Annotated in this window: 19 protein-coding genes and 1 pseudogene; 5 read left to right on the plus strand and 15 right to left on the minus strand. The window is 31.9% G+C overall.

Going from position 1 to position 25,818, the window contains the following annotated elements:
• Window positions 1–101 precede the first annotated feature (101 nt).
• Window positions 102–635 (minus strand): NAD(P)H-dependent oxidoreductase, encoded by a 534-nt coding sequence (locus NHG49_RS17190; RefSeq protein ID WP_064475984.1) that lies wholly within the window; start codon window positions 633–635, stop codon window positions 102–104.
• A gap of 124 nt (window positions 636–759) precedes the next feature.
• On the opposite strand from NHG49_RS17190, the gene NHG49_RS17195 reads away from it, so the two are divergent.
• Entirely contained in the window at window positions 760–1,083 is a 324-nt protein-coding gene (locus NHG49_RS17195) for a winged helix-turn-helix transcriptional regulator (RefSeq protein ID WP_064475902.1), read from the plus strand.
• A 1,187-nt stretch (window positions 1,084–2,270) separates the two neighbouring features.
• Here NHG49_RS17195 and NHG49_RS17200 read toward each other — a convergent pair.
• A complete protein-coding gene (locus tag NHG49_RS17200) occupies window positions 2,271–2,441 on the minus strand; it encodes a hypothetical protein (protein WP_179194443.1) in 171 nt (56 codons plus the stop codon).
• 214 nt (window positions 2,442–2,655) lie between these two features.
• Here NHG49_RS17200 and NHG49_RS17205 point away from each other — a divergent pair, with 214 nt between their 5' ends.
• The gene (locus NHG49_RS17205; protein WP_258126349.1) at window positions 2,656–4,107 is read left to right on the plus strand and encodes an FAD-dependent oxidoreductase; all 1,452 of its coding nucleotides are present in this window, start codon (window positions 2,656–2,658) and stop codon (window positions 4,105–4,107) included.
• Between the two features lie 230 nt (window positions 4,108–4,337).
• Here NHG49_RS17205 and NHG49_RS17210 read toward each other — a convergent pair whose 3' ends face one another.
• From NHG49_RS17210 to sigI, 5 genes are all read right to left on the minus strand, one after another.
• Window positions 4,338–4,718: a hypothetical protein gene (locus NHG49_RS17210; RefSeq protein ID WP_088047110.1), complete on the minus strand. Its 381-nt coding sequence runs from the start codon at window positions 4,716–4,718 to the stop codon at window positions 4,338–4,340.
• 384 nt (window positions 4,719–5,102) lie between these two features.
• Entirely contained in the window at window positions 5,103–5,369 is a 267-nt protein-coding gene (locus tag NHG49_RS17215; protein ID WP_048560064.1) for an ArsR/SmtB family transcription factor, read from the minus strand.
• A gap of 241 nt (window positions 5,370–5,610) precedes the next feature.
• Window positions 5,611–8,958: a trifunctional glycoside hydrolase family 18/polysaccharide deacetylase/glycosyltransferase family 2 protein gene (locus NHG49_RS17220; protein WP_258126866.1), complete on the minus strand. Its 3,348-nt coding sequence runs from the start codon at window positions 8,956–8,958 to the stop codon at window positions 5,611–5,613.
• A gap of 204 nt (window positions 8,959–9,162) precedes the next feature.
• Window positions 9,163–10,449 carry an anti-sigma-I factor RsgI family protein gene (locus tag NHG49_RS17225; protein WP_308664680.1) on the minus strand — a complete coding sequence of 429 codons (1,287 nt, stop codon included), beginning with the start codon at window positions 10,447–10,449 and terminating at the stop codon, window positions 9,163–9,165.
• A complete protein-coding gene (sigI, locus tag NHG49_RS17230; protein ID WP_064475907.1) occupies window positions 10,442–11,164 on the minus strand; it encodes an RNA polymerase sigma factor SigI in 723 nt (240 codons plus the stop codon). The genes NHG49_RS17225 and sigI overlap by 8 nt, the downstream gene beginning before the upstream one ends.
• Before the next feature lie 509 nt (window positions 11,165–11,673).
• Between sigI and NHG49_RS17235 the strand changes: the two genes are divergently transcribed.
• Together NHG49_RS17235 and NHG49_RS17240 are read left to right on the plus strand one after the other, a co-directional pair.
• Complete coding sequence (locus tag NHG49_RS17235; RefSeq protein ID WP_088047108.1) at window positions 11,674–11,880, plus strand: hypothetical protein; 207 nt, start codon at window positions 11,674–11,676, stop codon at window positions 11,878–11,880.
• Between the two features lie 468 nt (window positions 11,881–12,348).
• A complete protein-coding gene (locus NHG49_RS17240; protein WP_002142559.1) occupies window positions 12,349–12,645 on the plus strand; it encodes a hypothetical protein in 297 nt (98 codons plus the stop codon).
• Window positions 12,646–13,693: 1,048 nt separating this feature from the next.
• Here the strand turns inward: NHG49_RS17240 and NHG49_RS17245 are convergent.
• Both NHG49_RS17245 and NHG49_RS17250 read right to left on the minus strand, forming a co-directional pair.
• Window positions 13,694–13,840 carry a hypothetical protein gene (locus NHG49_RS17245; protein ID WP_179194442.1) on the minus strand — a complete coding sequence of 49 codons (147 nt, stop codon included), beginning with the start codon at window positions 13,838–13,840 and terminating at the stop codon, window positions 13,694–13,696.
• 165 nt (window positions 13,841–14,005) lie between these two features.
• Window positions 14,006–14,665 (minus strand): annotated as a pseudogene (locus tag NHG49_RS17250) (M15 family metallopeptidase); the annotation flags it as partial.
• A gap of 256 nt (window positions 14,666–14,921) precedes the next feature.
• Between NHG49_RS17250 and NHG49_RS17255 the strand changes: the two are divergent.
• A complete protein-coding gene (locus NHG49_RS17255; RefSeq protein ID WP_088047107.1) occupies window positions 14,922–15,176 on the plus strand; it encodes a SunI/YnzG family protein in 255 nt (84 codons plus the stop codon).
• A 177-nt stretch (window positions 15,177–15,353) separates the two neighbouring features.
• Here NHG49_RS17255 and NHG49_RS17260 read toward each other — a convergent pair whose 3' ends face one another.
• The 6 genes from NHG49_RS17260 to NHG49_RS17285 all read right to left on the minus strand — a co-directional run bounded on the left by NHG49_RS17260 (window position 15,354) and on the right by NHG49_RS17285 (window position 25,401).
• The gene (locus tag NHG49_RS17260; protein WP_064475910.1) at window positions 15,354–15,986 is read right to left on the minus strand and encodes an ATP F0F1 synthase subunit alpha; all 633 of its coding nucleotides are present in this window, start codon (window positions 15,984–15,986) and stop codon (window positions 15,354–15,356) included.
• Between the two features lie 834 nt (window positions 15,987–16,820).
• On the minus strand, window positions 16,821–17,843 hold the full coding sequence (locus NHG49_RS17265) for a sensor histidine kinase (RefSeq protein ID WP_064475911.1): 1,023 nt from the start codon (window positions 17,841–17,843) through the stop codon (window positions 16,821–16,823).
• Window positions 17,840–18,511 (minus strand): response regulator transcription factor, encoded by a 672-nt coding sequence (locus tag NHG49_RS17270; RefSeq protein WP_000720526.1) that lies wholly within the window; start codon window positions 18,509–18,511, stop codon window positions 17,840–17,842. Before NHG49_RS17270 ends, NHG49_RS17265 begins: the two co-directional genes overlap by 4 nt.
• An 81-nt stretch (window positions 18,512–18,592) precedes the next feature.
• The gene (locus NHG49_RS17275) at window positions 18,593–20,575 is read right to left on the minus strand and encodes an FtsX-like permease family protein (RefSeq protein ID WP_258126352.1); all 1,983 of its coding nucleotides are present in this window, start codon (window positions 20,573–20,575) and stop codon (window positions 18,593–18,595) included.
• Window positions 20,565–21,332 carry an ABC transporter ATP-binding protein gene (locus NHG49_RS17280; protein ID WP_064475912.1) on the minus strand — a complete coding sequence of 256 codons (768 nt, stop codon included), beginning with the start codon at window positions 21,330–21,332 and terminating at the stop codon, window positions 20,565–20,567. Before NHG49_RS17280 ends, NHG49_RS17275 begins: the two co-directional genes overlap by 11 nt.
• Window positions 21,333–22,131: 799 nt before the next feature.
• Window positions 22,132–25,401, minus strand: a complete 3,270-nt coding sequence (locus NHG49_RS17285; protein ID WP_258126354.1) for a VaFE repeat-containing surface-anchored protein — start codon at window positions 25,399–25,401, stop codon at window positions 22,132–22,134.
• Window positions 25,402–25,818: the final 417 nt, after the last annotated feature.

Here is a 25,818-nt window from a genome sequence, read left to right on the forward strand (position 1 = left end):
TATTTTACCAGATTAACTATTAATTTACTAAAGATTACACTTAGTGAATATAAATTCACTAAAAATAGCCATCTACTTAACAAGTAAATGGCTATTGCCTCTTATATATTAGAATACTCCTTATTCATCACATAGCGCACATACTCCGGTGCACTTTTATCAATCTCTTCATCACTTAATTTATATTCGGCACCATATAAATAAAATGAAGGTATAAATTTCATATCTGTATATAAGCAAGTAGCTTGAAATGGTTTCGTTAACTCATCCATTGTAATTCCGCTATTTTCATAGTCTTTTTCTAATCCACCTATAGAAATAGCTACACCAAACTCTTTTCCCTTCACTTTATCCCCTTTTGATCCGTACGCAAATCCATATGTTAATACATCGTCAAACCATTTTTTCAATAATGGTGGTGAGCTGTACCAGTAGAGTGGAAATTGAAATATATATCGGTCGTGTTCTACTAACAACTTTTGTTCCTCTTCCACATTAAACTCCCAATTCGGTGCCACTTTATACAATTCATGCACCGTAATTTCATCCGAATATTTCTCAATTTCTTCAATCCATCTTTTATTAATTTTTGATTTTTCAATATCAGGATGTGCTACAATTACAAGTGTTTTCATCATCTTCCATCCCCTTTATAAATTAATCAACCCTTTACGTATTAGTATGAATGAGTCACATATAATTGAAAAGTACGTACTTTAAAGTGCTATAGGAACCTTAAAGTACCTGTGGAGGTGTTATATGAATCAAAATGAAGACTGCCCAATTGCAACGACACTCGATGTAATCGGCGGAAAATGGAAAGTTCATATTTTATGTGTTTTGATGGATGGAAAAATGCGAACAAATGAAATCCGAAGAGAAATCTCAAACATTACGCAAAAAGTTCTGACTCAACAACTTCGGCAACTTGAAGCTGATGGGATTATCCATCGTACTGTATATCAAGAAGTACCACCAAAGGTTGAGTACACAATAAGCGAATACGGGAAATCTTTAATGCAAATTATGGATGAACTATGTGAATGGGGAAAAGATCATCAAATGAAAAGATTACATGACTAACAGAACATTACCATCTTTATTAAATCTGATACATTCATATTAGTAGTTCAATATTTCTATTGAACTTTTATATTAGAGGTACTCCAACAACTCGTAATTTAGAACCTCAAATCTTTCAAAAGTAAAAAACAATAACATTCATCTATAAATACTCTTTATAACAAAAGTATCCTATACTTTTTACCTTATATTTAACTCGGACACTTTTTATTAATTGAACCGCATCCTAGTTGTTAGACATACAGTCGACAATTTGAGATGTGGTTTTATTATGACTAGAAAAATACGGGTTATCTCATAGTCATAGTCATAGTCATAGTAAAACATCATCACTGCATTTAACACTATATATATATTGATCACCGCTAATCCTTTAAAATATCCCCTTATGAATGTATCCTTTTGCGAATTATAGCAATAACAAATATAAATTACCGGTATAATAATCTGAAGTGGAATATGCACAAATATCAGGACTTTCTACAATCCTAGTTCTACATGCTCCATATAATTAACAGCAATCATAAGTGATAGATGGACTACAATTGTGTCCTGTTTTCGGAATTCACTTCATATAAAGGAACATCTTGAATAATGATTATTTTAATACCACTCTTTTCTTAACTGTCGCTCTAGTAACTGGTCGATGGGGTTTCTTTTTTGGGAGCTTAATGGCTAGTTTTATTAGTCGGATAACAGCTCTCATCAACTTTAAAAATTATGACTGCAGACAAAATACTTTGCAAAGAGTGCCTGTACAAGACGTTTTTTTACATAGACTTACCAAATAGCGTTTTTATTAAAAAACTTCTCACATTTAAATTGGACAAGCATATTTTATTGTATGGGGACTCCCTACTCATAGAAAACTACCTTTCTATTCTAAGAGCACGCATATTTGTGTGCTCTTACATTATTTACAATAAAATAAAGAGTTTATTAATTTTCTTAATTCACTATCGGAAAAGTACCCATAATAATATCTTTATATTTATCTATTGTTTTTTGATTTTTATAAAACTATATTATTTTGGAGTTGGTTAATACGTTACAAAAAACTGACCGTGTAATCATTATGGTCCCTCCATTTTCACAAGTGTTTGTTACATTTTACTCATCATCAGGAGAACTTCTTTCATCACAAGTCTTATCTAATACCTCTCCACATCCTGTATCAATGTATGCACTTAATGAAATTGAAAGCGAATTATTTGAAGTCGAGTTAAAACCTCTACTACTTCATTAAAACTACGAATAGCGGAAAGACCTTTACAACTCCCACATGGAACTACAACAGTAGCATTTTTAGCAAAAATAGCACAAGCAGAAGAAGCTGCAGCTTTTAATGCAAACGCCATTACATATCAATGCTACCCAATGGCTACTGCTGTAGACACGCTATATAGCTTTAACTACACACTTACTATGTAGACTTCTCCTAGGAACTTCATTTTAGTTTCTAAGGAAACTAAAATGAAGTATACTTATATATGTACAATAGATAGCATTTATAAATCTATTTACAATTTTTCACATTAGCTCTTAAACAATTAAATAAATGGAGGGCATGATATGGACAATTATTATGATGTAGCGGTAGTTGGTGGTGGTCCAGTTGGACTTATGGCAGCATGTGAATTAGCTATCCAAGGCGTAAAAGTTGTTGTTTTAGAGAGAAGATTAGACAGGGTACGAAATTCTAGAGCACTCACACTACACCCCCGCTCCTTAGAATTGATGGCTATGAGAGGTATTGCAGATAGATTTTTAGCTAGAGGAAAGAAATTAAATACAAGTCATTTTGCTGCCTTAGATACAAGATTAAACTTTAAAAATTTAAATACTGATTTTCCATATACACTTTTTATTCCCCAATCTATTACAGAAGAAATATTAGAAGAACATGCATTAGAATTAGGTGTAGTCATTAAACGCGGGCATACTCTGAAAGACTTAAAACAATATGAAACATTCGTACAACTAAAAATAGAACAAAGAGAAACAATATATAAAATAGAAGTTCCATATGTAATAGGAGCTGATGGAGCAAGAAGTATAGTTCGTGAATTATCAAATATACCGTTTAATGGAACAAACACAACAACTACTGCTATATTAGGTGATGTTATTTTAGAAGATATACCAGATACTCCATTTTTATCTACTTCTAATATAATTGGGATATTAATGATGGTACCTATTACACCTGATGTATTTCGTTTTGCAATTGTTGATCCTAAAAATCAGACAATACCTGTTCATGTTGCTGTTACAGAAAAAGAGTTTATAGATAGTATTTATAGTATTACAGGTGAACATCTTCAAATTAAGAGCACAATATGGCTTTCTCGTTTTGGTAATGCAACCAAACTAGCAAATACTTATCAACATAAGCGTGTATTCTTAGCAGGGGATGCAGCACATATTCATTTCCCTGCTGGAGGACAAGGTTTAAATGTAGGTCTACAAGATGCTTTTAATATAGGCTGGAAATTAGGACTCGCAATAAAACAAAAAAAATATGAAAGCCTATTAGAAAGTTATCATATTGAAAGACATGCTGTGGGAAAACAATTTTTCAAGGAAGTACAAGCGCAAGAACAATTAATGATAAACTTTTCAAACGCAGGAATGGAATTAAGGGATTTATTTTCGCACCTACTTACATACCCCGAGATAAATCACGATTTATCTGAAAGAGTAAGTGGCTTAGGGATAATGTATTCGTCGATGCACGATACAGAAAGGCATCCATTGATAGGAAAAAGATGTACAAATCTCACTATTTCTTCTCTAAATAAGAAAAGTTATAGACTCTTTGAATTAATGCAGGATGGTAAATTTATCTTATTAATACACCCTTCTTATATAGATAAGATAAATAAAATAAATATTGATTCACACATAAAGGTGATAGTAGGAGAAATACAAGATCCCAAGTTAAAAAATATAGATACCGTTTTGATTCGACCGGATGGTCACATAGCCGACATTGAGTATAACAAGGTAGATAATTGCGAATAGTCCAGAAAAATGATTATCAATTGTATTAGTGATATAAGATAAATTCACTTTTATAAAACGAAGAGAATCCTATTTATTTAGGACTCTCTTCGTTTTGCCCATCTCACTATTTATAAAAACATATCTACAGGGGAAGAAACACTACATTTACAGTTAACTATAAAATCCCGTTCCAAAGGACTACCCAAAACTCCCCACCTACATACTCTCATGATCATAAATATTTGTCTCTATTTCATATAAAGTATTATAAGCATCCATAAAGATAAAGCACCAAGGATAGCAAGCACTATACGAGTAGATAGTACCCTTACTTCGAAATCGGTTTTCTTGGATGGTTCAGGATATGCAATTACATAAATCCCTTTTAATAGTGCGAGCCATGCAATCAGTGTAATGAGTCCCTGCCAATTAAGTGTCCAAACATTATGCAGGATAACAGTACCTAATCCTAGGAAAATTGATAGAAAGCCATACATAATTCCAAATCCTCTGTCTTCTACCACTAATTTTTTCAGTTCACGTAGTACAGATGGTCGCACAAAAAGTATTCCTGTGATGATAACCGTTACCCATCCCCAAAAAAAACCTAAAAAAAGGCTTACCTCCATTGTTATTCCACTCCTTTCAATTACATTTATATTTCAGTTATTTTCCCTTTAGTATTAGATCTATAGATGAAAAAACTAAAAATGTAACTTTGGAGTAAAGTCGTACTCTTTATAAAATATTTCATGTGTACATAAATAATCCTTCACCTTACTAATTTTTAATAAAATAATATTAAATTTAACAAGGTGAAGATCATACAATATTATTAAATAAATAAAATAAGCTAATTAAGAAGTATAACAAATTAATAACCAGTCTACATACAACTTATGTTAGTAAGAAAATCACACACACTTATACATATTACTTTTGTATAAAATCTTAAAAATTGTAGTCATAAACTTACTTTAGCATCCTCTTCTTAATGTCTAGACAATCAGTATTTAAACTAAACATGCTAGTATTGATTTTGTGCGATTGTCAGTTACCTCATAATAAATTTCTAACCCTTTCCGAGTACCTGTAACGACTTTCGTAGCTTTTAGTTTAGATAAATGTTGACTAATTGTACTTTGAGGCATTTGTAACATTTCATACATTGTCGTTACGTTAATAGGACCTTTTGCAAGCATTATTTTTACTAATGATAAACGGACAGGATGTGCTAATACCTTCAATATTTCAGTGATTTCTTCATACATTTCTTTCATGTTTTTTCTCCCCTTTTATATACATATTTATGTTATCCATATATATAATTCGAAGGCATATACGATTTTATGTCCGTCATTTTTAAAAAAAATAAAAAACTTTAGTCCGAAACTAAAGGTGTATCTTAGCAGAGTGTCTCACTATCAGTAATCATTAGAAATTTCGTTATAGAAGCGAAAGCTTTATATTACATATAACTTACTAAAAACAATGAAAAAAGAGAGCAGGTAAACTGCCCTCTTATGATGCCTCCTTATGTTCGGTAGAATGCTTAACACTCCCCATTCTCTTTAATTTATTCCATCCTACCGCTACTCCTCGAATAGATGAGAATATAGATTTAATTACAACATAAGTCATAAATTGACGATAAATAAAGCGTTGTAAAATTAACCACATTAACGGTTTAGGGTCCTCTTTCTCTAATTTAAATGCAAACAGAGATGCGAGAAGGTCTAATAAAAAGAATACAAGATAAAATCCTAAAACTTTTAGCGGATCGCTACCAAATAGCCCCATGATCATTAATATATCCGCTAAAGGAGCAATGAATTGCAGAACATATTGGAATAACCACATGTTAGGCAATGCAATAAATCCTAACGTTTTATGTTTTGTATTAAACAATGCCTTTCGATGTTTCCAAAGACATTGGAGTGTACCATATGACCAACGATATCGCTGTTTAATGAGACTTTTCACATCTTCAGGTGATTCCGTATAAGCATACGCCTTTTCTTCATATACAATTCTATATCCTTGACGTACAAATGTAATAGTAAGATCCGTATCTTCTGCCAATGTATCTTCACTTAAATAACCAGATTCCACTACATTTTTTTTACGCCATGCCCCAATAGCTCCTGGAACTACTGTAATACAATTTAACTCATCAAAAGCTCTACGTTCTAAATTAAACCCTGTAATATACTCAACATGTTGCCAAGTAGTTAACAAGTTTCGTCTATTCCCCACTTTGACATTACCTGAAACTGCCGCTACATTCTGATCTTCAAAGTGTCTAATCATGAGAGAAATAGCGTCTTGCGCAATAATAGTATCCGCATCTAAAGTGACAATGATCTCTCCTCGCGATTGTTGAAACGCTAGGTTCATTGCCGATGATTTCCCGCCGTTTTCTTTCTGAATGAAACGAACTTTAGGGTGTTTATAAAATGTTTCTTGCATTACTTTTAATGTACCATCTGTCGATCCGTCATCCACAACAATAACTTCAAACTCCCTATAATTACTATCCAAAATTGAGCGAATCGTCTTGGCTATCACCTTTTCTTCATTATATGCTGCTATGACAACACTTACAAAAGGTTGATAGGACGAATTAATGCAACGAGATAGCGTTTTTCTTTTCTGCTTCCATGCAAAATAAATTAAGAATAAGAATCGAAAAATACCTAATCCAATGGCAATATAAAAAATAGTTGTTACTATATGTTTAAAGTATCCCACTCCTGAAAAGACAGCTTTATTGTAAAGTAAATATTGCTTTCCTTCAGAAGAAACAGGAGGCATAATTTCATCTCGTTCTTTATTCATTAAATCTGAAATTGTTACAAAACTATATCCATGTTTTTTAAGTTCTTTAATAATAATCGGAAGCGCTTCTACCGTATGGGTACGATTCCCTCCCGCATCATGCAGTAGAACAATATTTCCCTCTCCCTTATAAACGGGAGTAAGAGCACGATTTACTAATTCATTTGTTGATGGCGTTGCCCAGTCTTCAGGATCAACTTTTTCCGCTACCATTGTATAGTTCATATTTTGTGCACGCAAAATAGGCAATATTTCATTTGATGAATCTGGGTTAGCATCCGCTTCATATGGTGGCCTAAATAAAACCGTAGAATGTCCAGTTATTTCCTGAATTAAACGTTGCGTCGTATTAAGCTCTAATTTTGTTCGTAGTAAAGACGTATCAGCGACGTTAGGATGCTTGAAAGTATGATTGCCAATTTCATGCCCTTCATCGTATATTCTTTTCACAATACTAGGATTTAGTTGCGCGTTTTCACCAAGTACAAAAAACGCTGCATTTATTTTATTCTCTTTTAATATATTTAAAATTTCCGGCGTATATTTCGGATCTGGTCCATCATCAAATGTTAATACTACTTGTTTCCCATTTGGTTTGCCATATCGTTGCACTTCGTATGCAGATGGTAAGGATTCATATACTTCATCTGTAAGATAACCATCTTTTCCCACTTTAAAATCTCTCATACCATTTTTTCTTTCATTCTCAATCTGTAAAATTTCACCTTGTCCAGAATAATTCACTTCATCTAAACTAGTAATTTTATGTAATGCATCAAGATTTTTTTGTGCCTCAATCGGATTTTTTAAAACCTTCCATATTGTAGGGTCTTCTGCTCCTAATCTCCATAGTGCAAACCCCTTTGCATTGTTGTCCAGTGCGATTTTCACTTGATTATAGAGAGTAACACTGTCTAAGAACCAAGCAGTATGTTCTTTCTCTCCTTTTTTATATCTAAAATAAGGATTTCCACTAATCTTATCCCATTGAATTTTCATATTTGAATTAAGAGCCATTGCCATAACTTCTGAAAAAGTTAAAGACTTCGCAGGTTCTTTACTATTCACTTTCCAATCATATCCATAGTTACCGAAAGCAACTACAAGTTTATTAGACGGAATATTCAGTTCTTTCAATGTATGTTGGAACCATTTATTCGAAGCAATTGGCCCTGGTTCCCCCGCTCCATAGTGCTCATCGTACATCATTACAATCATTCGATCTATTACCTTCGCTAACGCACTATAATCAAAAGCCTTATCGTTAGCTGGAACATCTTGTGTAACGAGCAAACCATGTTTATGAAAGACCGTAGTAAGTTCTTTCATAAAATTTGTTAAGTTTTCTCTATCACTTTCAGGTATCGCCTCAAAGTCAATATTAATACCCGCAAATCGATTCTTTTCAACTTGCTTTACTAAATCATTTATAAACTTTGTCTTTACATCATTTGGGGAGTTCAGTAACTTATGAATTAGCCCACTATCAGGACCAGAAGCTTCCTCTGTATAGTTAGTAAGTAACGGCATAATTTTCACTTGATTTTTTTCTGCTAGTTTTACAATCTCAGGTTTTATCTCACTTCTAATCGTTAAATCTTCTTTTAAATGATACCATTCTGGTACTAACGTGGTTAATGAATTGATATTTTCTTTTAAAGACGCTGTACTATTTTCATCCCAATTTACATAAAAACCATACACTTCTTTAGGTTGTTTACTATCGCTCGTCGAACTCACCAAATTTTTATTATCCCTCATTTCGGTATTCGGTTTGAATTCTTCCTTTTTTAACTGCTCGTCACTAAGTTTTTGATTAATTGGTACAAGTTTCGTATCTTGTTTTACAGTAGGATTCATATTTGGAATTTCTGGTGTTGAAAAAATACTTTGAAAGAAAAAATATAATACAATACTTACGCTAACTATTGAGATACATAGAAACGAGATAAAAGCTATATTTCTCCTTCCTTTAGGATCATAAAAAATAGGTTTTGATTTATCTTTCTCTTGTTGAATGTTTTTCTCCATTATATTTTTCACATACTCCTTCTTAATAAAACTATAGAATAATAAAATGCAACTTTAATCAGCCCTCTCCAATTGGGCATTTACAAGCAGCCCAACTCCCATCTAACTTCTTTGCCCCAGCCAAAATTAGAGATGGGAGTTTTACTGTCCACAATAGCAAGATAAATCCTTTTAGCTTTGAATTGAATCTCTTACTTCCATATTCTATTGATTCTTCTTTTCATTTCCTTGTTGGTGGCCTCTATTTTCTTGTTGAGACCCCCTCCCATTGTTCCCTTGTTGATTTCCATTATTTCCTTGTTGCGATTCTCTACCGTTGTTCCCTTCCTGTTTTCCATTATTTCCTTGTTGCGATTCTCTACCGTTGTTCCCTTCCTGTTTTCCATTATTTCCTTGTTGCGATTCTCTACCGTTGTTCCCTTCCTGATTCCCATTATTTCCTTGTTGCGATTCTCTACCGTTGTTCCCTTCCTGTTTTCCATTATTCCCTTGTTGGGATCCCTTACCGTTGTTCCCTTCCTGATTCCCATTATTTCCTTGTTGGGATCCTCTACCGTTATTCTCCTGCTGATTCCCTCTATTTTCTTGTTGGGATCCTCTACCGTTATTCTCCTGCTGATTCCCTCTATTTTCTTGCTGAGATCCTCTACCATTGTTTTCTTTTATTTGCCTCGATGGCTGTTCCTCTGTTTTCTTTTGTTCTTCATGCTCTGGCTTCTCATATTTTTTTTCTTTTACAGGAGACAAATCTGGTGATGCATCAGAAGCTGACTCCTGCTGCGATTGCACCTCTTCTTCGTTTTCCACCGGATTAGACGGCGTGGCAGGTGGAGTAAGCGAATTGTTCTTCTCATTCTCTTGCTTTATATAGACTCCTGTGCCAATTCCAGCTTTTCTAGCATCCTCTCGTACTTGCATCGTGCTACTTTGATATTCGACTGTAATATGTTTTAGCTCATATTCTTTCGTTAATTCTTTCATTTCCTTTATCAACTGTGGTGCTAGTGACTTATCCTTTGCAACAGCTGTTAGCATAACTTGCTTATCATTCGTTAAATACTTATCCTCTTGACTTTGCTTTATAATCGTACGTATTACGTCTTGCAGATGTTTATTTTCCCATCTTTTCATTTCTTGTAAAATACGCCTTCCATCATCATTACGAGCCCGCAAATCTATAACACGAAGATCCTTCGTTACGCTCGCCTCTAAACTTGGATTTATATCAACTGAGACATAAGCAAACACTTTTTCTTCTGGTTGATTGTAAAAAAACAGCAATACGCATAGAAAACCAGCAACAATTACTGTTGTAGGCTTTAAGAAAGGTAGTATGGAAAAACGCGACGCTCTTTGTTCTTGTTTGTTAAACGAGATTTCCTCTCCTATCATGTATGGGTGCGCTTTTCTTTTAAATGTAATAAACTCTCCATTTGGAGTCAAAACAACTACGTTATGCTTTTTTATATCCATCACAATTCCTTTATTCATCATGCTTTTCCCCTCTTATATAATCAAGAATGTATGTATAGTTGTTTGCAAAAATAATACTCATCGCAATAATGTATTTTCTATGTCGTTCCAACGTTTTACGACTTACCCTAACAAGTGGTTCAATATGTTTTAGGGGTAATCTTTTCTTACGGAACAGCTCTTCCATCATTTCCTCTTCTTTTATAATAATCTTCACAATTTCTATTAGGTGCTCACGCGTATCACGATGCTTAGGAGATTCTTTAGCAAGCTCTGAAAATGTAATTTTAAACTCAGCTAACACACTTTGAAAATGAAGAATTTCCTCCTTACGGTTACTATTTTCGATTTCTTTCATATACTCCGTAAGCGATACTTGCCTTTCTAACATTTCCTCTTGCTCATCTTCTTTTAAAAAGACAAAGTTATGCTTAGACTCCTTGCGTATATAGTCAATTACATCTCTTTTTATAAGAAGATCAGCAAACGCTAGAAAAGATTTCCCTCTTTTATATGAATACTGTTCAATTGCTTCGTTAAACGCAAACAGTCCAATACTATATTCATCATCCTGTTCTGTAATATATCGGCGACAGACAGACGATATGGATTTTCTAATAAAAGGCTGATACTGTACGATAAATGCTTCCTTATCTCCTCCGTTGTTTTGTATGTTATATACGATATCTTCTATTTTCGGTTTTCTTAGGATCTTCATTACTAAACTCAACACTAGTAATCTTCCAGCCTCCTTCTGCTTCAAATAGCAAAATGACCACTAAACAAGTGACCATTTAACCACATTTTCTTAGTACTTTTCTTTGGGCTTGTCTACTTGCTATTACTCATATTTTTCGAGGCCGATTTTTTATATGACTATTTTTTCCACTTGTACTAAAGTGAAGTCTGTATTTTGTACTGCTTTCTTGTTTTCTTTTGCAATACCACTTGCTCTTTTCTATTTTAGCCGCAATCTTTGAATAACTCTTCGCTATATTTTTGGTAATTTTAGCTTTTTCTTCCATTTATTTTCTTCTACTTTACATATATTCGAAGGAACAAATAATTTTATGGGGGTCAAAAAAATTTTTTTTATAAAATAGTTATTTTTTCAAAAATAAAAACCATCAATTGGAAGAAAATCGTTATAACTCCTCCTTATGGTAATTCCTTTGTAAACCTTTTTATTTAAATGTATAATTGTATCAAAAGTCTAAATTTTCAGAATCAGAGGACGGCGTCATGAAAAGTTTTGGTACGTTAGTAATCTCTACCGTCATTTCAGCAGGCTTAGTGTATTATAATATCGATTCCTTTTATAATACATTTACATCCGGGAATACATATTACTGGGTAAACGGTATCCTAGCTGCTGGATTCCTTATATCCTTAATTATCAACATAAAAGATATCATCAAGAAAAACTACACAACTTCTGAATCAAATTAAGGAGCCTATTATGGTTCCTTTTTCTATGCAAAATAAAAAAGCAGCGCATTCGCTACTTTAAAATGTCCATTTTGTTCAAATTCACGTTTAATGTGTACTAATTTATGTTTTTTCTTCTAAATAGACCAACGATATATTATAATCCTCTATATACCCAAGGAGGTTTACCATGCTTAATTTTCATAAAACATTCCCCATCTTAGGATTCTTTTGGTTTTTATACGGTTTCATTGGCCTCATCTTTTTATTACTATTCCTTAGCCTGTCGTAACAGCGCTTATTAATATATGTTTAATGTATAATTTCTATATAACAAAGAAAAAAGCATTCATGTCCCATTGTTATTCCTCGCTTTTTATTAAAAGGATTATTTTGTTAAAAAATTGATTCTAATTTATAACCTCTATCTTTTTCTTTTATTTCCCATTAATATTGAGTAAAACTATTTTGAAAACATAGGAGAAAGCTATGAAGCATAACCTCAATCTATGGTCCTTTATATGCTCTTTGATTTGCGTTGGACTATTCCGTTTATATTTTGAAATTCCACTTGAATTATTCAAATTTTTCACGGATTCATTACACATTCACCCTTTATTTATATTACTAGTTTTAACAATAGGAACTTTTTTTGCTGGCATTATAGGATTTTCTAAGATGAATAATTGGATTGCGATGCTTAGGAGTGTAGCAACAGTCTTACTAACATTGTTATTATCAGTGTTTTTAACACTAACTTTGATTGTGGGTTATGCATTAAGTTAAACGTAGTTTTTTATGAGTAAAACTCAATATTCCGTCAATAATATAGATGACATTAGATTTTTCTCCTTGTTCCCCCTTGGAGATGAGCAGTTAGTTTTTGCTAACTGCTCTTATATTTATAACAAAGATAAGATTCTTTAGAATGATTCTTCTTTATTTCTCAATATAAGGAGCCTTGGATTTTCATTAAAACTCCTGTAGTATATGAACAAAGAGTAAGGTAAGAGTTACTCTTTGCCATTTTAGGAAAGGTTCTGTTGGAAACAACAGGACCTTTTTTTTGTAAAGAGATGGTTTTGTTAAATTTCTCACCACTAACCACAAAAAGTATCTTATAATCGTTATATAATAAATTAAAATAATTGATTAGGAGTAGATCAAATGCCAGTTACACTAGAACTTATTCTTTTCATTCTTCTAGCAATTAGCGCTATTGGCTATTTAGTAAAAGAATTTCAAAAAACTAGGAAAAGAACACTTGGAATTTCACTAGAATTCTTGGTTCTTTTCTGGTCAATATGGAGAATATCGACTATCATAATCTGATTTGTAAAACATGAATTCCTTCGAATAAAAATCAATATTATGTCCATAATGTTGATAGGCTGTATGCCAAAATCCATTTAGTTTTCTCTGTATCTCCTTGTATTGAGCAGTTAGTTTTTGCTAGCTGCTCTTTTATTTATGAAAAAAGATAAAATTTTTTATAATGATTCTTCTTTATTTTTCAATATAAGGAGCCTTGGATTTTCATTAACACTCCTGTAGTATATGAACAAAGAGTAAGGTAAGAGTTACTCTTTGCCACTTTAGGAAAGGTTCTGTTGGAAACAGCGGAACCTTTTTTCGTGATTTAAAGGTACTAAGGCAAAATGAAATATTTACCACGAAGTTAATTGTTAAATATTTTACGCTTATACAGTATAATGGGATAGTTATTGTGTATTGGCATTAAGAGGAGCGTCCTGATTAAGCGCTTCTCTTTTTTTATAAAATAGCTCCAAATTACTTGGACACATTTACCAGTTTATTCAACACAAATATCATGTTAAAATCCCTTTTGAATACGACATAACTCAACTTGGTGAAGCCCTGTAATATTTCCTGTAGGGCTTCTTTTTTTACAAGCAGTTATTTCATTAAGCTGGCTACCTTGTTGTGCAAAATAACGATTTTGTTCACTTTTTTGATACATTTATAAAACATTCATATGTTATCTTCAGTAAGTTCTATTTCCTTTATAATATTGTGTGAAGTATACCAACGAACGAAGCCTAAAAAACTCTAATAAAGTGATGAAAAAAAACTAATTTCTCTACAAAACATTGAGAAATTAGGCTTTTTAATTGAAAAAGTAGCATTCATAAGCATATCCAGTAATATTCTCTTTACCTTTTGGATAACGGATGATAAATCCTGCACGATGTGCGTTATCTTTTAGCCATTTTCCTTCCTTCGTATTTGCAAAGGCTAGCTCTAGTTCATTGTTTGCACTTTTAGAAGAAACATCCATCGTTAATCCTGTTTGATGTTCACTATGCCCTGGCTTTGCAGAGAAGCGATCCGTATGCTCTTGCCCTTTCTTTTTAACATTGTTGGCATACAGGCCTTTTTGATACTCATAGGAACGAAATCCTGAAACAGCATTCAACTGGATCTCATCTTGCTTAGCTAAAAGGAATAGTTTTTCTAACGCTTCTGCTGCTTCTTTACGAAGATGACTCTTTTCTACCGTTCCACTAAATGAGAACGGTACATTTGGTACAACTAAATCCTCTGGCATATAGTCTTCGGGTAAACCATATTCCTTATTTACTACAGCCTGTACACTAGCAAAAGAACTTGCTATCTTATTTGAAGTCCTATTTTGCTTACTATTTTTTTCTTTATTTATGGAGTTTTCACTAGTTTCATAGTTTGTCTTATATGGTTCTTTACCAATAGATATATTGGTATAAATGATAAAGATACCTAACATTACTACTATACAAGTTAAGGTTCCTACTAATTTAAGTCTCATCATTCATTTCCTTCCTGCAACTCCTACTGTTACTGTTACTGTTACTCATTCATCATACTTCAACCATATCAAATCCATATTAATTCCCTGTGAACTTTTCTTCATAACGTATTCCTTAATAGATTGATAGTATATCTTCCCGTTCTTTTGGCACCCTTAAAATACCCGCTCTATTCATACATGTAGAAATATAATCTAAAAATTTGTATAATAAGATAAGAAGTGTAGCATTCTATTATAGAAAGGTCTTGGTATAATGCTAGGTATTGATGTCAAAAAAACAAAAGAAGAGTTAATTATTTCATGGCAATTTGCGGAGGTCACGATTCCATTACGTGATGTAATCGAGGTTACCGAAGATGATACCTATGCGGGTGTTGAAGAACCAAGTGCAATCCGTATCGGAACAGCATATGGGACAACTGATCGTATATTAATTAGAACTGTAAAACAAAATTATGTATTATTTACTACAAACAAAGTGTCAATTTTAAAAGCTATTCTTGCTTAAATATGGTCATATAAATAGACTCAAACAAAGTTCGAATAAAGCAAAAGAGAGAAGTCATAGAATAGACTCCTCTCTTTTGCTTTATTCGAAATAAATTTTATAATCCATACTCACTTCAGTATAGATTTTACAACATAAGTACGTCTTACTGTTTCGATTCTAATATTACTAATCTTATTAAGACCAAATCCACACATCATCATTATTTTGAGTGCTATTGTTTATCTCATGCACTTTTTCGATATGATCAACTGTGTTGTAATTAATAGAAATGCCGCCCCAACCTACATACTTCATATCAATTTTCACTTTCTCACCTGTTTTAAATACTTGTCCCTTTGTTAAGAACACGTCAATAACATCTTTCTCCCCATTTTGTGATGGATACTCAACTACGACATATGTAGTCGCACTGTCTTCCATCGTACCTACTTCTGATACTTCACCAATCACATAATCAGGTGAGCCATTTTCTTTTAAATGCATACCTAATTTGTTTGTCGTATTCTCAACTTCTGTTGCAACCATATATTCCGTGAAGTTACGCATCATAGATCCAGTTGCTTTTACTTCGTCTCCTACTTTCACATTTGAAAGATTTTCTATATACACACTAACTGGTTCTTCGTATTGTTTAGATTTCACAACAATCACACCATGGTCCACTTCTACTACGCGTCCTTCTAACGTCGAGAAATTCGTTTCAATAGAAGCTGCACTCGCTTTTGTTGCTTCTAATCCTGGTAGATTTGTTCCTGATAATGCTGCGAATCCTAAAGCACCTGCTAAAATTAATTTTTTCATACCCATTCTATAACATCTCCATTCATGATAATTGTATTTGTTTGATTGGTATCGGCCAACCTGTAACTATTATAGTTACAGGTTGGTCAGAATTGCAACCATTTTATTGATGCAATCTTACATACTACATTTTCGCAATATATCTATGTAATTTTCTTATGCCTGCTTCTAACTAACAAAAAATAACTTGATAAGGTAATTAAAAGACCTTCTATTTACAATATAATCCTCGTTAGAACACAATAATGCAAACAAAAATATGCCCCCCAGATTTGTCCTCAGGTTTTGTTGAGTTTAAATTAAAGCCTACTTCTCCCTGATGTTTCCCCTTTTTATTAAGTACTTCAAATCTACCATGTTGTGTATCTAAAGCATAAAGATATTACATTGTCTAAAAAGGGCGTAGTACTGGTGTATTCAAAGGAAAGTTAATTAAAAACAGATGGATTCTAATGAATTGTGTACAGTTTAGCAGTATCTTATGAACATTATCTTAAGGATAATGGTATCACTTTATTCAGTATGTTGTTTCTTGTTTTTTCGTTGGTAGGTTTACAATAAAGAGACGATAGACATGTCTCACCTGCATATGAACATAATCGGACCCTGTTTTACTGTAGAAGTTTAAACAGGCGAAGTAACACCCTCGAACAATCGCGGGTGTTTTTTTATATTGTATGAAATGGATAAAGAGCATAGCCTTTAATTAAATATACCAATACATTAATTGGCTAAATAATACAAACGGTATGAAAAGAATAGAATTTCTACTCTTTTCATACCGTTTTACATTTGTTCATAAGTATCATATGAAATTCGTGGGAAGATGGCAGCATTTCTTTATAAATAAGACTCAAAAGTTACCATACCTGATAAAGGAAATATTAATGTAACTCTAGTTCCTTTATTCATTTCAGATTCAATGCCAATTTTCAATCCTAATTTTGAACACAGTTTTTCGCATAGATACAAGCCCATTCCTGTACTTTTGCTAAATCTCCTTCCATTCTCTCCAGTAAATCCTTTTTCGAAAACTCTATTTATATCTTTAGGTATTATCCCTACTCCATTGTCCTCTATGGTTACTATTACTGAGTTAGCTTTCTTAATTGAATATATACGTATCATTGATTTTTTGTTATTTGAGTACTTTATGGAATTTCCTATTATTTGATTAATAATAAATTCAATCCATTTCCCATCACTATATACAATCTCATCAATATCCTGTATATCTAATTTTATTCTCTTATGAATAAAATCTCTATAATTTCTTTTAATTACAGTTCTTACTACATCATCAAGGTTGATTGGTTTTATAATATAGTCCTTACCGACATTATTGCTTCGAGAATAATACAGCACCTGTTCTACAAACCCTTCGATTCGATCCAATTGGGAGTCTATTTTATTAGTTACTTCATTTTGATTATTTTCAATTATTAGCTTTGTAGAAGCTATCGGCGTCTTAATTTCATGTACCCATGTTTCTATATATTCCCTATAATCCGATTGCATATCTCTATAATATTTTACATTTTCATGCATATCTCTACTTACTTCTTTCAGTATAGCGTTAAGCTTTTCCCCATGTATAAAGTTTGATTCCTTTACTACCTCTGGAAGTAGGTATTTTTTCTCCAACTTTTCTAATATGCCATTAATCTCATTATAATAATTTTTACATTTTATAAATTCTATAGCCATATATATAATCAATGGAAAAAACCAAATACAAAAGACAAAGAATATTATAATGAACTGAACATTCACAGTCAGCAATATACCTGCTAGTATAATAAATAACAGTACATTAAATAGTATTACTACCATTTTATCTTTAATAAATTCACCTATATTCATGGCATTATATACCCTAAGCTTCTTCTTGTTGCAATTGGATTTTCTATACCTATCTCTTCAAGCTTTTTTCTTAATCTATTTATATTAACAGTTAAGGTGCTATCATCCACAAAATAATCAGATTTCCATAAGGTTTCTATGAGTGAATCTCTTTTTACAATATATCCGCGATTATTTATTAAGCATGAGAGTATTTTAACTTCATTTTTAGTTAACTCTACAGACTTGTCTTGATAAGTAACTGTTGCATTTGAGAGATTTAAATTAAAATCTCTATAAATTAAGATATGATTCGTCTTTAAATCTCCAGATGTTCTTCTTAAAATGTTTGTTACTCTTGCTAATAGTATTTCTGTATTATAAGGCTTTGTTATAAAATCATCTGCTCCTAAATTCATACTTATTAGTTCATCTACATCACTATCTCTGCTTGTAACCATGATGATTGGAACATCTGAAGTTTTACGTATTTCTCTGCATATATAATAGCCATCGAACACAGGAAGATTTATGTCTAGTAATATAAGGTCTACATTCTCACTTTCTATATGTTTGATAATATGATTAAAATCTGTGGGAGCCTTTACTTCATATCCATACTTTATAAAAAAATGTTGTAATTCTTCTCTGATGATTTCGTCATCTTCAATCAGAATGATTTTTTTCATGACTTTTCCCTCCCTATACAGAATATAAGGCTATTACATCTTGAGAAACAAAGTGTAATAGCCCTAATAAGCATTATAAAATCAAGTATTACTTTTTACAATATTTTTATAACCGACATATGTCGTGTAGAAATATACTACATAAACTACAAGAAATACTAAGCCCGTCATCAATGCTGGTAAAATAATGTCTGTTTGTTGAAATCTGTTAATATAATAATTGACTACATAAATTCCAACTATAGAATGAATTATGGCAAGAAAAACTGGAAGACTAAAGTATACGAACGTTTGAATGAAAATCGTTTTGTCGATCATTGTTCCGTTTGAACCAATTCTCTTCAAAGATTTATATCGATCTATGCTATCACTGGCTTCTGATAATTGTTGAAGAGCTAATACAGCCATACTCGTTATTAAAAATACAATACCTATATATATCCCAATAAACAGTACGATAGTTTTCAATCCCTTACTTCCTGCACAAACTTCATCCTTTGATTTGCCTGCTATACGATTAATATTTAATTTCGGGCCATTTTCGTCATAAAAGCCCCGTGCAACGTTATCATATTTTTTATTATATTCTTCTCTATTTCCATCTAAATAATTTACATTAAGTACGGATTCAGTAATTTTGTAGCCTGATAAAAACTCATCATTTATAACGATTGTGAAGTAATTAGTTCGCACATCATAAGTGTAAAGATTCTCTTGTATAACTTTAGCGTTTTTTACCAAATATTCTTTTTCTTTAATATTCACCTTATTGCTATTTTTTAATCTTTCATTTGTCGAATTAGCCAACCGGCTTTCATTTGATAAAAGTAAAATTTCATTGTTATTTAAAGTGATTTTCTTTTCACCTTTAAGATTTAAAATTTTATTATAATCAGATACTTTAATGAAATCTATATCGTTATTATAATCTTTACCTTCTGGTACAAAGTCCACCACTTCCATCCCTGTTCGATATACATTATAAGATACATATTTTTCGTTATTACTTATTTTAAAATTAGCTTTATTTAATACTTCTTCTATAGTGTAACTTTCATCCTTATTCTCCAACGTAATACTGGCATCAAATGGTGTTATTTCTTTCGTTGTGGCGTCCATCATTCTGTTAAAGCTGATTCCTGTAGATAAAGCCACCATTGTAAGGAATAACATTAAACAAATTACAGACATGGATATAAAATTTGTATTAACCTTACTATTTATTTGTTTGATGATAAATATATTTAAACCTTTAAAATAGACTTTTTTATTCTTCTTTACAACATATAATATAAATCCAGATAAACTAAAGAAAAACAGCAATGTACCTAATATGCCAAGAATGATTGATACCACGAGCATAGGATTAGTAAAATTCAATCCGATTTTTAGTACAGTCACATATGCATATCCAAGTGATGCTACACACATAATAAATGTGATTACATAGATAAGAGGATTTCTAAATTTTACATCTTCGTTTTTTCTACCTGCTGTTAACAAATCAATTATTTTGTATTTAGAAACAACATATACATTAAATAACATAACAAGTAAAAACATGATTCCAAAGTATAATACGCTTTTACCTATAGCACCTGTTGAAATTGCAAATTTATATTTATTGATGGGCAAGTCAAATAGCTTTAATGCAAATGTAGATAACCCCTGCGATACTCCAATACCTATTATAAGTCCACTCACTAAAGATATAACGCCAACTAGAAATGTCTCTGTTACTAATATTCTGGATATGTTTCTTCTTCCCATACCTAAAGTCATGTATATTCCTAATTCTTTTTTACGTTTTTTAATTAAGAAATTATTTGCATACAATATTAAACCACCTAATATTACGGATACAAATACTGACACATTTGAGATAGCGTTCATTACTGTAGGCACATACTTTCTATCTGAAGCGTTAATTTCCATAAGTGCCTTTTGTGATTCTATTGAGTTAAAGCTATAAAATATACAAACAGCCAGTGTTAGTGTTAAGAAATATATTGCATAATCTTTAAAACTTTTCTTTACATTCCCAATAGCAATCTTAGAGTACATTATTATCGTCACCTCCAAGAAGGGTTATAACTTCGATAATTTTAGTAAAGAATTCTTTTCTAGAATCATTCCCTCTTACCAACTCAATAAATATTTTTCCATCTTTAATAAAAAGAATTCTACGAGCATAGCTTGCTGTAAATGCATCATGAGTAACCATAAGTATTGTAGCTTTTAAATCCCTATTAAGACTTTCAAATCTTTCGAGTAATAATCTAGCTGATTTAGAATCTAGCGATCCTGTTGGTTCATCTGCAAGTACTAAAGATGGATCTGTTACGATAGCTCTTGCCGAAGCAACCCTTTGTTTTTGTCCGCCTGATATTTGATAAGGGTATTTGCTTAATACTTGTTCAATGTCTAAATATTTTGCAACAGCTTGTATTTTGCCATCAATTTTTGAACTTTCCTCACCTTTTATAGTTAACGCTAGGGCAATATTTTCATAAGCAGTAAGGGTATCTAATAAATTAAAGTCCTGAAATACAAACCCTAATTCATTTTGTCTAAACTTATCTAGTGACTTTGATTTTAACCGAGTAATGTCACTATTATTGATTATTATTTTTCCCGTAGTAACATTATCAATAGTTGATATACAGTTAAGTAATGTAGTTTTTCCGCTTCCTGAGGGGCCCATTATCCCAACAAATTCTCCCTCATCTACCTTAAAACTAATATTATCTATAGCCTTTGTAACATTATCTTTATTACCATAATATTTTTCGATTTTTTCTACATTTAATATATTTCGCATTAATACTTCTCCTTTTTCATTATAAAAATTCTTTAACTCTCCTTCATTTTATATAATTTCATTAATAGTATCGGTGGAATTACATTTCATTAACATTACATTTTTGTTATATTGAGTGATACCTCTATATGTAAGTTATCAGGAATCGCAGTGGTATACATAAGGTTTATTCGATGCCTTACCAAATGGACAGATAAATATAGGGATATCGGTTCTGGTGCAAAAACGATAATCTTTATGTATGTCGAACAATTAAGATGGCTTCCTGCCATCCCTTGTTCGAAGCCAATTCATCTCCCACCTACTCACTGGGCTGTAACCCTTCACGCTCATTGAGAAAGGAGTTTTCTTGGCTAAAATGATAAAAAATAGTTACTAAAACATCTTTTTAAAATGTGTTTGCTCAATATAACATATAAGCTTTATGTATCCTTAAGTTCAATCATATCGAGAATTCAACTAGTCCTTTATAGAATAGAATGTTATGGAAGTTTTCCAATTAATTTTGAAATCCCTGTCATTGCCATGTATTTCTGTAGCTTTGAAATAAAGTCTTATCAAAAATATTGAACAAGATCATATTTTACAGCATGAAAAAGGAATCTATTTTGACAAAAGATTAATCAAAACTCAATTGTTTTTTTGAAGTAATGCAATATCGCCACTTTTTTCAAAACCTCGCGTCTTTCTTAAAAACATCGTGACTTTATTTCAAACCCACAAATACTGTAAATAAGACTAAATTACTAACATAAAAAAGCACATCTTGTAAAAAACAGATGTGCTTTTTTTAAAATTTTTATGCGTTTTTACGTTTTAAGAAAATAACTCCACCAACAATTAACAGTAATGCGCCTGCAGCCATAGAGATCCAACTTGTAAGGTCTGCACCTGTTTGCGGTAACCATCCAATTTTAGATTGAACTTCTTTCTTAGGTTGTGGTTGTTCTTTTGGTTGTTCTGTAGTTGGAGTATTTTTATCTTGATGCGGCTGTTCTGGTTTTGGTTGCTCCGGTTTTACTTCTTTAAATTTCACTGTCTGACCCTTATCTTCGATGTCAACGTGAATAGCTACCAAGACATTATCTTGATACAATTCTTCAAACACTACCACTTCTTTACCTTGTAATGCAGAAGCATTGAATGTGAAATCGAGTGTGATAGAACTATTCTTCTCTTTAGCAGTAAACTTAGATTCTACTGTTACTTCTTTACCACTTACTAATAATGGTTTTTTTGTTGCTTTATCCATTAGTTTACCTTTTACTACGTACTCTTTACCCACGATTAAGTCTTTGTATTCAACTTTATCTTGGATAGTTACTGTTTTAGAAGCGTCTAACTCTTTAGAACCATCAGCTTTATTTGTAGCTGTCGTTTTAATTGAAGGCTCTACAAATCGAACTGTTTGACCTACATCGTTAATGTCAGCGTGAGTTGCAATTACTTGCCCTTCATGCAATAAATCTTCGAACACAACTACTTCTCTTCCTTGCTGTTCAGCACCAACGAAAGTAAAATCTAATATTACAAAACCATTCTTTTCTTTTGCAATAAATTTAGTCTCAGCTGTTACTTCTTTACCATCAATTAATAATGGTTCGTTAATAGCTTTGTTCATTAATTTTCCTTTTACAGTGTACTCTTTACCAACAACTAAGTTAGTGTACTCCACTTTATCCTGGATTGTGATAGAATCCTTTGAATGTATCTCTTTTCCACTATCAGCTTTGTTTGTAGCAGTTGTTTTTACTGATGGCTTAACGAACTTAACTGTTTGACCTTTATCATTGATATCAGCATGTGTAGTAACAACTTTTCCGTCTTTCAGTAACTCTTCGAATACTACTACTTCTTTTTCTTCTAAACCAGTTGCATCAAAAGTGAAATCTAGTGTAATAGAACCGTTTGCTTCTTTTGGTGTAAACTTAGTTTCAGCAGTTACTTCTATACCATTTACAACTAATGTTTTATTAGTCTCTTTATCCATTAATTTACCTTTTAAAGTGTACTCTTTACCTACTTGTAGGTCTTTGTATTCCACTTTATCTTGGATTGTTACAGACTTAGAAGTGTGCATTTCTTTTGTACCATCGGTTTTATCAGTAGCTGTTGTTTTTACTGATGGAATCTTTTCATCTTTGACAATATGTTTAATGATTTGACCATTCTCTTTGATCTCAAAAGAGAATATTTCTTCATTCAATACATAACCTTTTGGTGCAACAGTTTCTTTATATGTGTATTTTCCAAATGGTAACTTTTCAAACTTCGCGATACCTTTATCGTCTGTTTTCCCTTTAACTACTTCTTTTCCTGCTTCATTATAAATAGTAAACTCTGCATTCGGAAGCTTATTGTTTCCATCAGCTACATCAACTTTTGTAATTTCTAGATCACCTTTGATAAGATGATTAACTGCTAATAGCTCAATAATTTTTCCGTGTTCCTTTATTTCGAATACAATTGGTTCTGTAATAAGAACGTAACCATTTGGAGAAGCCTTTTCTACAAATGAATATTTACCATACGCTAAATCTTTGACGTTAACTTCACCATTTTTATCTGTCTTATATTCCCCAATTACTTTCCCGCTTGCATCTTTTAGCTCGAATACTGCACCTTCTAATTTTTTACTGATATCTTCATTATCTACTTTTAGTAATTTCACACTACCTTTCACTTCTGTATTTTCCACTGTAAAAGTAAGTGTTTTATTGTGCTCTTTAATTTCAAAAGGATACTTTGTTTTATTTCCAATATATCCATTAGGTGTTTTTGTCTCTAAGAAATAATATTTACCATACGTAAGACCATCAACATTTGCAATTCCATTTTCTTTTGTTACTACTTTTTTCACTTCTGTTCCATCTTCAGTAAAGACCGTGAATTCAACATTAGGTAACATCTTACCTGAATCACTAAGTTTTTTTATTTCGATGTTACCTTTTACTTTGTTGTTTACTACTTGAACAGCTCCTATTTCCCCTGTCTTAACTTCAATAGTTTGTGGTTTATCACCTGAAACATAACCTGTTGGTGCTTTAATTTCTTTTACTGTGTAGGTACCAATTGGTAGGTTATTTAATTCTGCAGTACCATCAGCACCCGTCGTGATTTTTCCAACTGATTCATTATTTGCATTAAAGACTTCAAATATTGCACCAGCTAATATTTCTCCATTTTCCCCAACCTTTTTAATTTTTAAAGAACCAGCAGCTTCCCAATTTACTGCAAGGTCACTACTAAGCTTTTCCTCATTTCTTTCTAGTAGCACTGTAGCATTCTGAACAGTATCAGTACCGCGATAAGCAATTGCTTGAACTTTAGTTAAATTTGCAGCAACACTTAGATTAAATTCACCTGTTTTTGTATCTTTAGGAATTTGGATACGGAATTTTTCCCCAAGTGAAAGCTGATCTTTCACTTCTCCATTTTCACTAACAATTTTAACTCCATTAGGTGCATTTTTCGCTACTACTTTATAAGAACCACTCTTAGCATTTGTTTGTACTGTGTATAGGTTTGTTTCAAAAAACTCACCCTTTAATTCTGCCTTTTGCTTTTCAGCAGGAATCACATTCATAAAAATATCCTGAGTATCTTCACTTGTATTTGCAGCATTAATAATTGTCTTAGCCGCTTTTTCAACATTTTTATTTTCATGCTTTAATTCATTTACATCAAGTTGACCTAATGCATTCCAAACCGCAAGCTGAGTTGCATAATGTGCTTCATTCTTATTAGCTACTCCCAGTTGTTCTATACTTTTTTGTGGGAAACCATTTAATAGAACCCTATATACTACATTATCTGTTTTCCCCATTTCAGGAAGATCTTCACCATTTGGTGATTTTAAGCCAAGAGTTAAACAATAAGCAATTTGACCGCTTGAATTTTTAATAATTTCAGTTCGGATATCCTTTCCTAAACTGTTGCTATAACTCCAGTTCATTGAATACTTTTCATGCGTCATAACCTCCGCATTTGCCTTCGGTAGAAACACATTAAAGAATAATGCTAGTACTGATAATAATGCAAAAACTCTTTTAACAACTCTTCTCCCCAATTTTAAAACCTCCCTAGATAAAATGAATCTGATGTATTATTCAAATATTTAAAATAATCACAACGAAGATATTTCATATTATAAGACATAAAGTTACAAATATTATATTATTTTTACAAATTATTTATTTTCTCAACATCCACTATAAATTATAATATTTAAATATTTAATTTCACAAAAGTAACGATATTAGGATACCTTAACAAAATAAGAAACTTGGTAAAATACTAGAATAACGGTAGTGGGAGTACGGAAACGATTCTTGGCATGAAGGACCACTACAAAGATATTTTAATATGTAAACAGATATTTTCAGATTGAATATATGTATTAATAATGAAATTTTATTGCATTTACACCTGCAATGTTTATATAAAAGATTGTAAATTATGTTTTTATAGGATTTTTTCTATTAGT

Source organism: Bacillus sp. IBL03825, from assembly GCF_024712505.1.
In the GTDB taxonomy this organism is placed as follows: domain Bacteria; phylum Bacillota; class Bacilli; order Bacillales; family Bacillaceae_G; genus Bacillus_A; species Bacillus_A wiedmannii.

Coding starts and splice junctions, on each gene's coding strand:
- NHG49_RS17190 (WP_064475984.1), bottom strand. CDS start 635: ATGAAAACACTTGTAATTGTAGCACATCCTGATATTGAAAAATCAAAA.
- NHG49_RS17195 (WP_064475902.1), top strand. CDS start 760: ATGAATCAAAATGAAGACTGCCCAATTGCAACGACACTCGATGTAATC.
- NHG49_RS17200 (WP_179194443.1), bottom strand. CDS start 2,441: ATGGCGTTTGCATTAAAAGCTGCAGCTTCTTCTGCTTGTGCTATTTTT.
- NHG49_RS17205 (WP_258126349.1), top strand. CDS start 2,656: ATGGACAATTATTATGATGTAGCGGTAGTTGGTGGTGGTCCAGTTGGA.
- NHG49_RS17210 (WP_088047110.1), bottom strand. CDS start 4,718: ATGGAGGTAAGCCTTTTTTTAGGTTTTTTTTGGGGATGGGTAACGGTT.
- NHG49_RS17215 (WP_048560064.1), bottom strand. CDS start 5,369: ATGAAAGAAATGTATGAAGAAATCACTGAAATATTGAAGGTATTAGCA.
- NHG49_RS17220 (WP_258126866.1), bottom strand. CDS start 8,958: ATGGAGAAAAACATTCAACAAGAGAAAGATAAATCAAAACCTATTTTT.
- NHG49_RS17225 (WP_308664680.1), bottom strand. CDS start 10,449: ATGAATAAAGGAATTGTGATGGATATAAAAAAGCATAACGTAGTTGTT.
- NHG49_RS17235 (WP_088047108.1), top strand. CDS start 11,674: ATGAAAAGTTTTGGTACGTTAGTAATCTCTACCGTCATTTCAGCAGGC.
- NHG49_RS17240 (WP_002142559.1), top strand. CDS start 12,349: ATGAAGCATAACCTCAATCTATGGTCCTTTATATGCTCTTTGATTTGC.
- NHG49_RS17245 (WP_179194442.1), bottom strand. CDS start 13,840: ATGTATCAAAAAAGTGAACAAAATCGTTATTTTGCACAACAAGGTAGC.
- NHG49_RS17255 (WP_088047107.1), top strand. CDS start 14,922: ATGCTAGGTATTGATGTCAAAAAAACAAAAGAAGAGTTAATTATTTCA.
- NHG49_RS17260 (WP_064475910.1), bottom strand. CDS start 15,986: ATGGGTATGAAAAAATTAATTTTAGCAGGTGCTTTAGGATTCGCAGCA.
- NHG49_RS17265 (WP_064475911.1), bottom strand. CDS start 17,843: ATGAATATAGGTGAATTTATTAAAGATAAAATGGTAGTAATACTATTT.
- NHG49_RS17270 (WP_000720526.1), bottom strand. CDS start 18,511: ATGAAAAAAATCATTCTGATTGAAGATGACGAAATCATCAGAGAAGAA.
- NHG49_RS17275 (WP_258126352.1), bottom strand. CDS start 20,575: ATGTACTCTAAGATTGCTATTGGGAATGTAAAGAAAAGTTTTAAAGAT.
- NHG49_RS17280 (WP_064475912.1), bottom strand. CDS start 21,332: ATGCGAAATATATTAAATGTAGAAAAAATCGAAAAATATTATGGTAAT.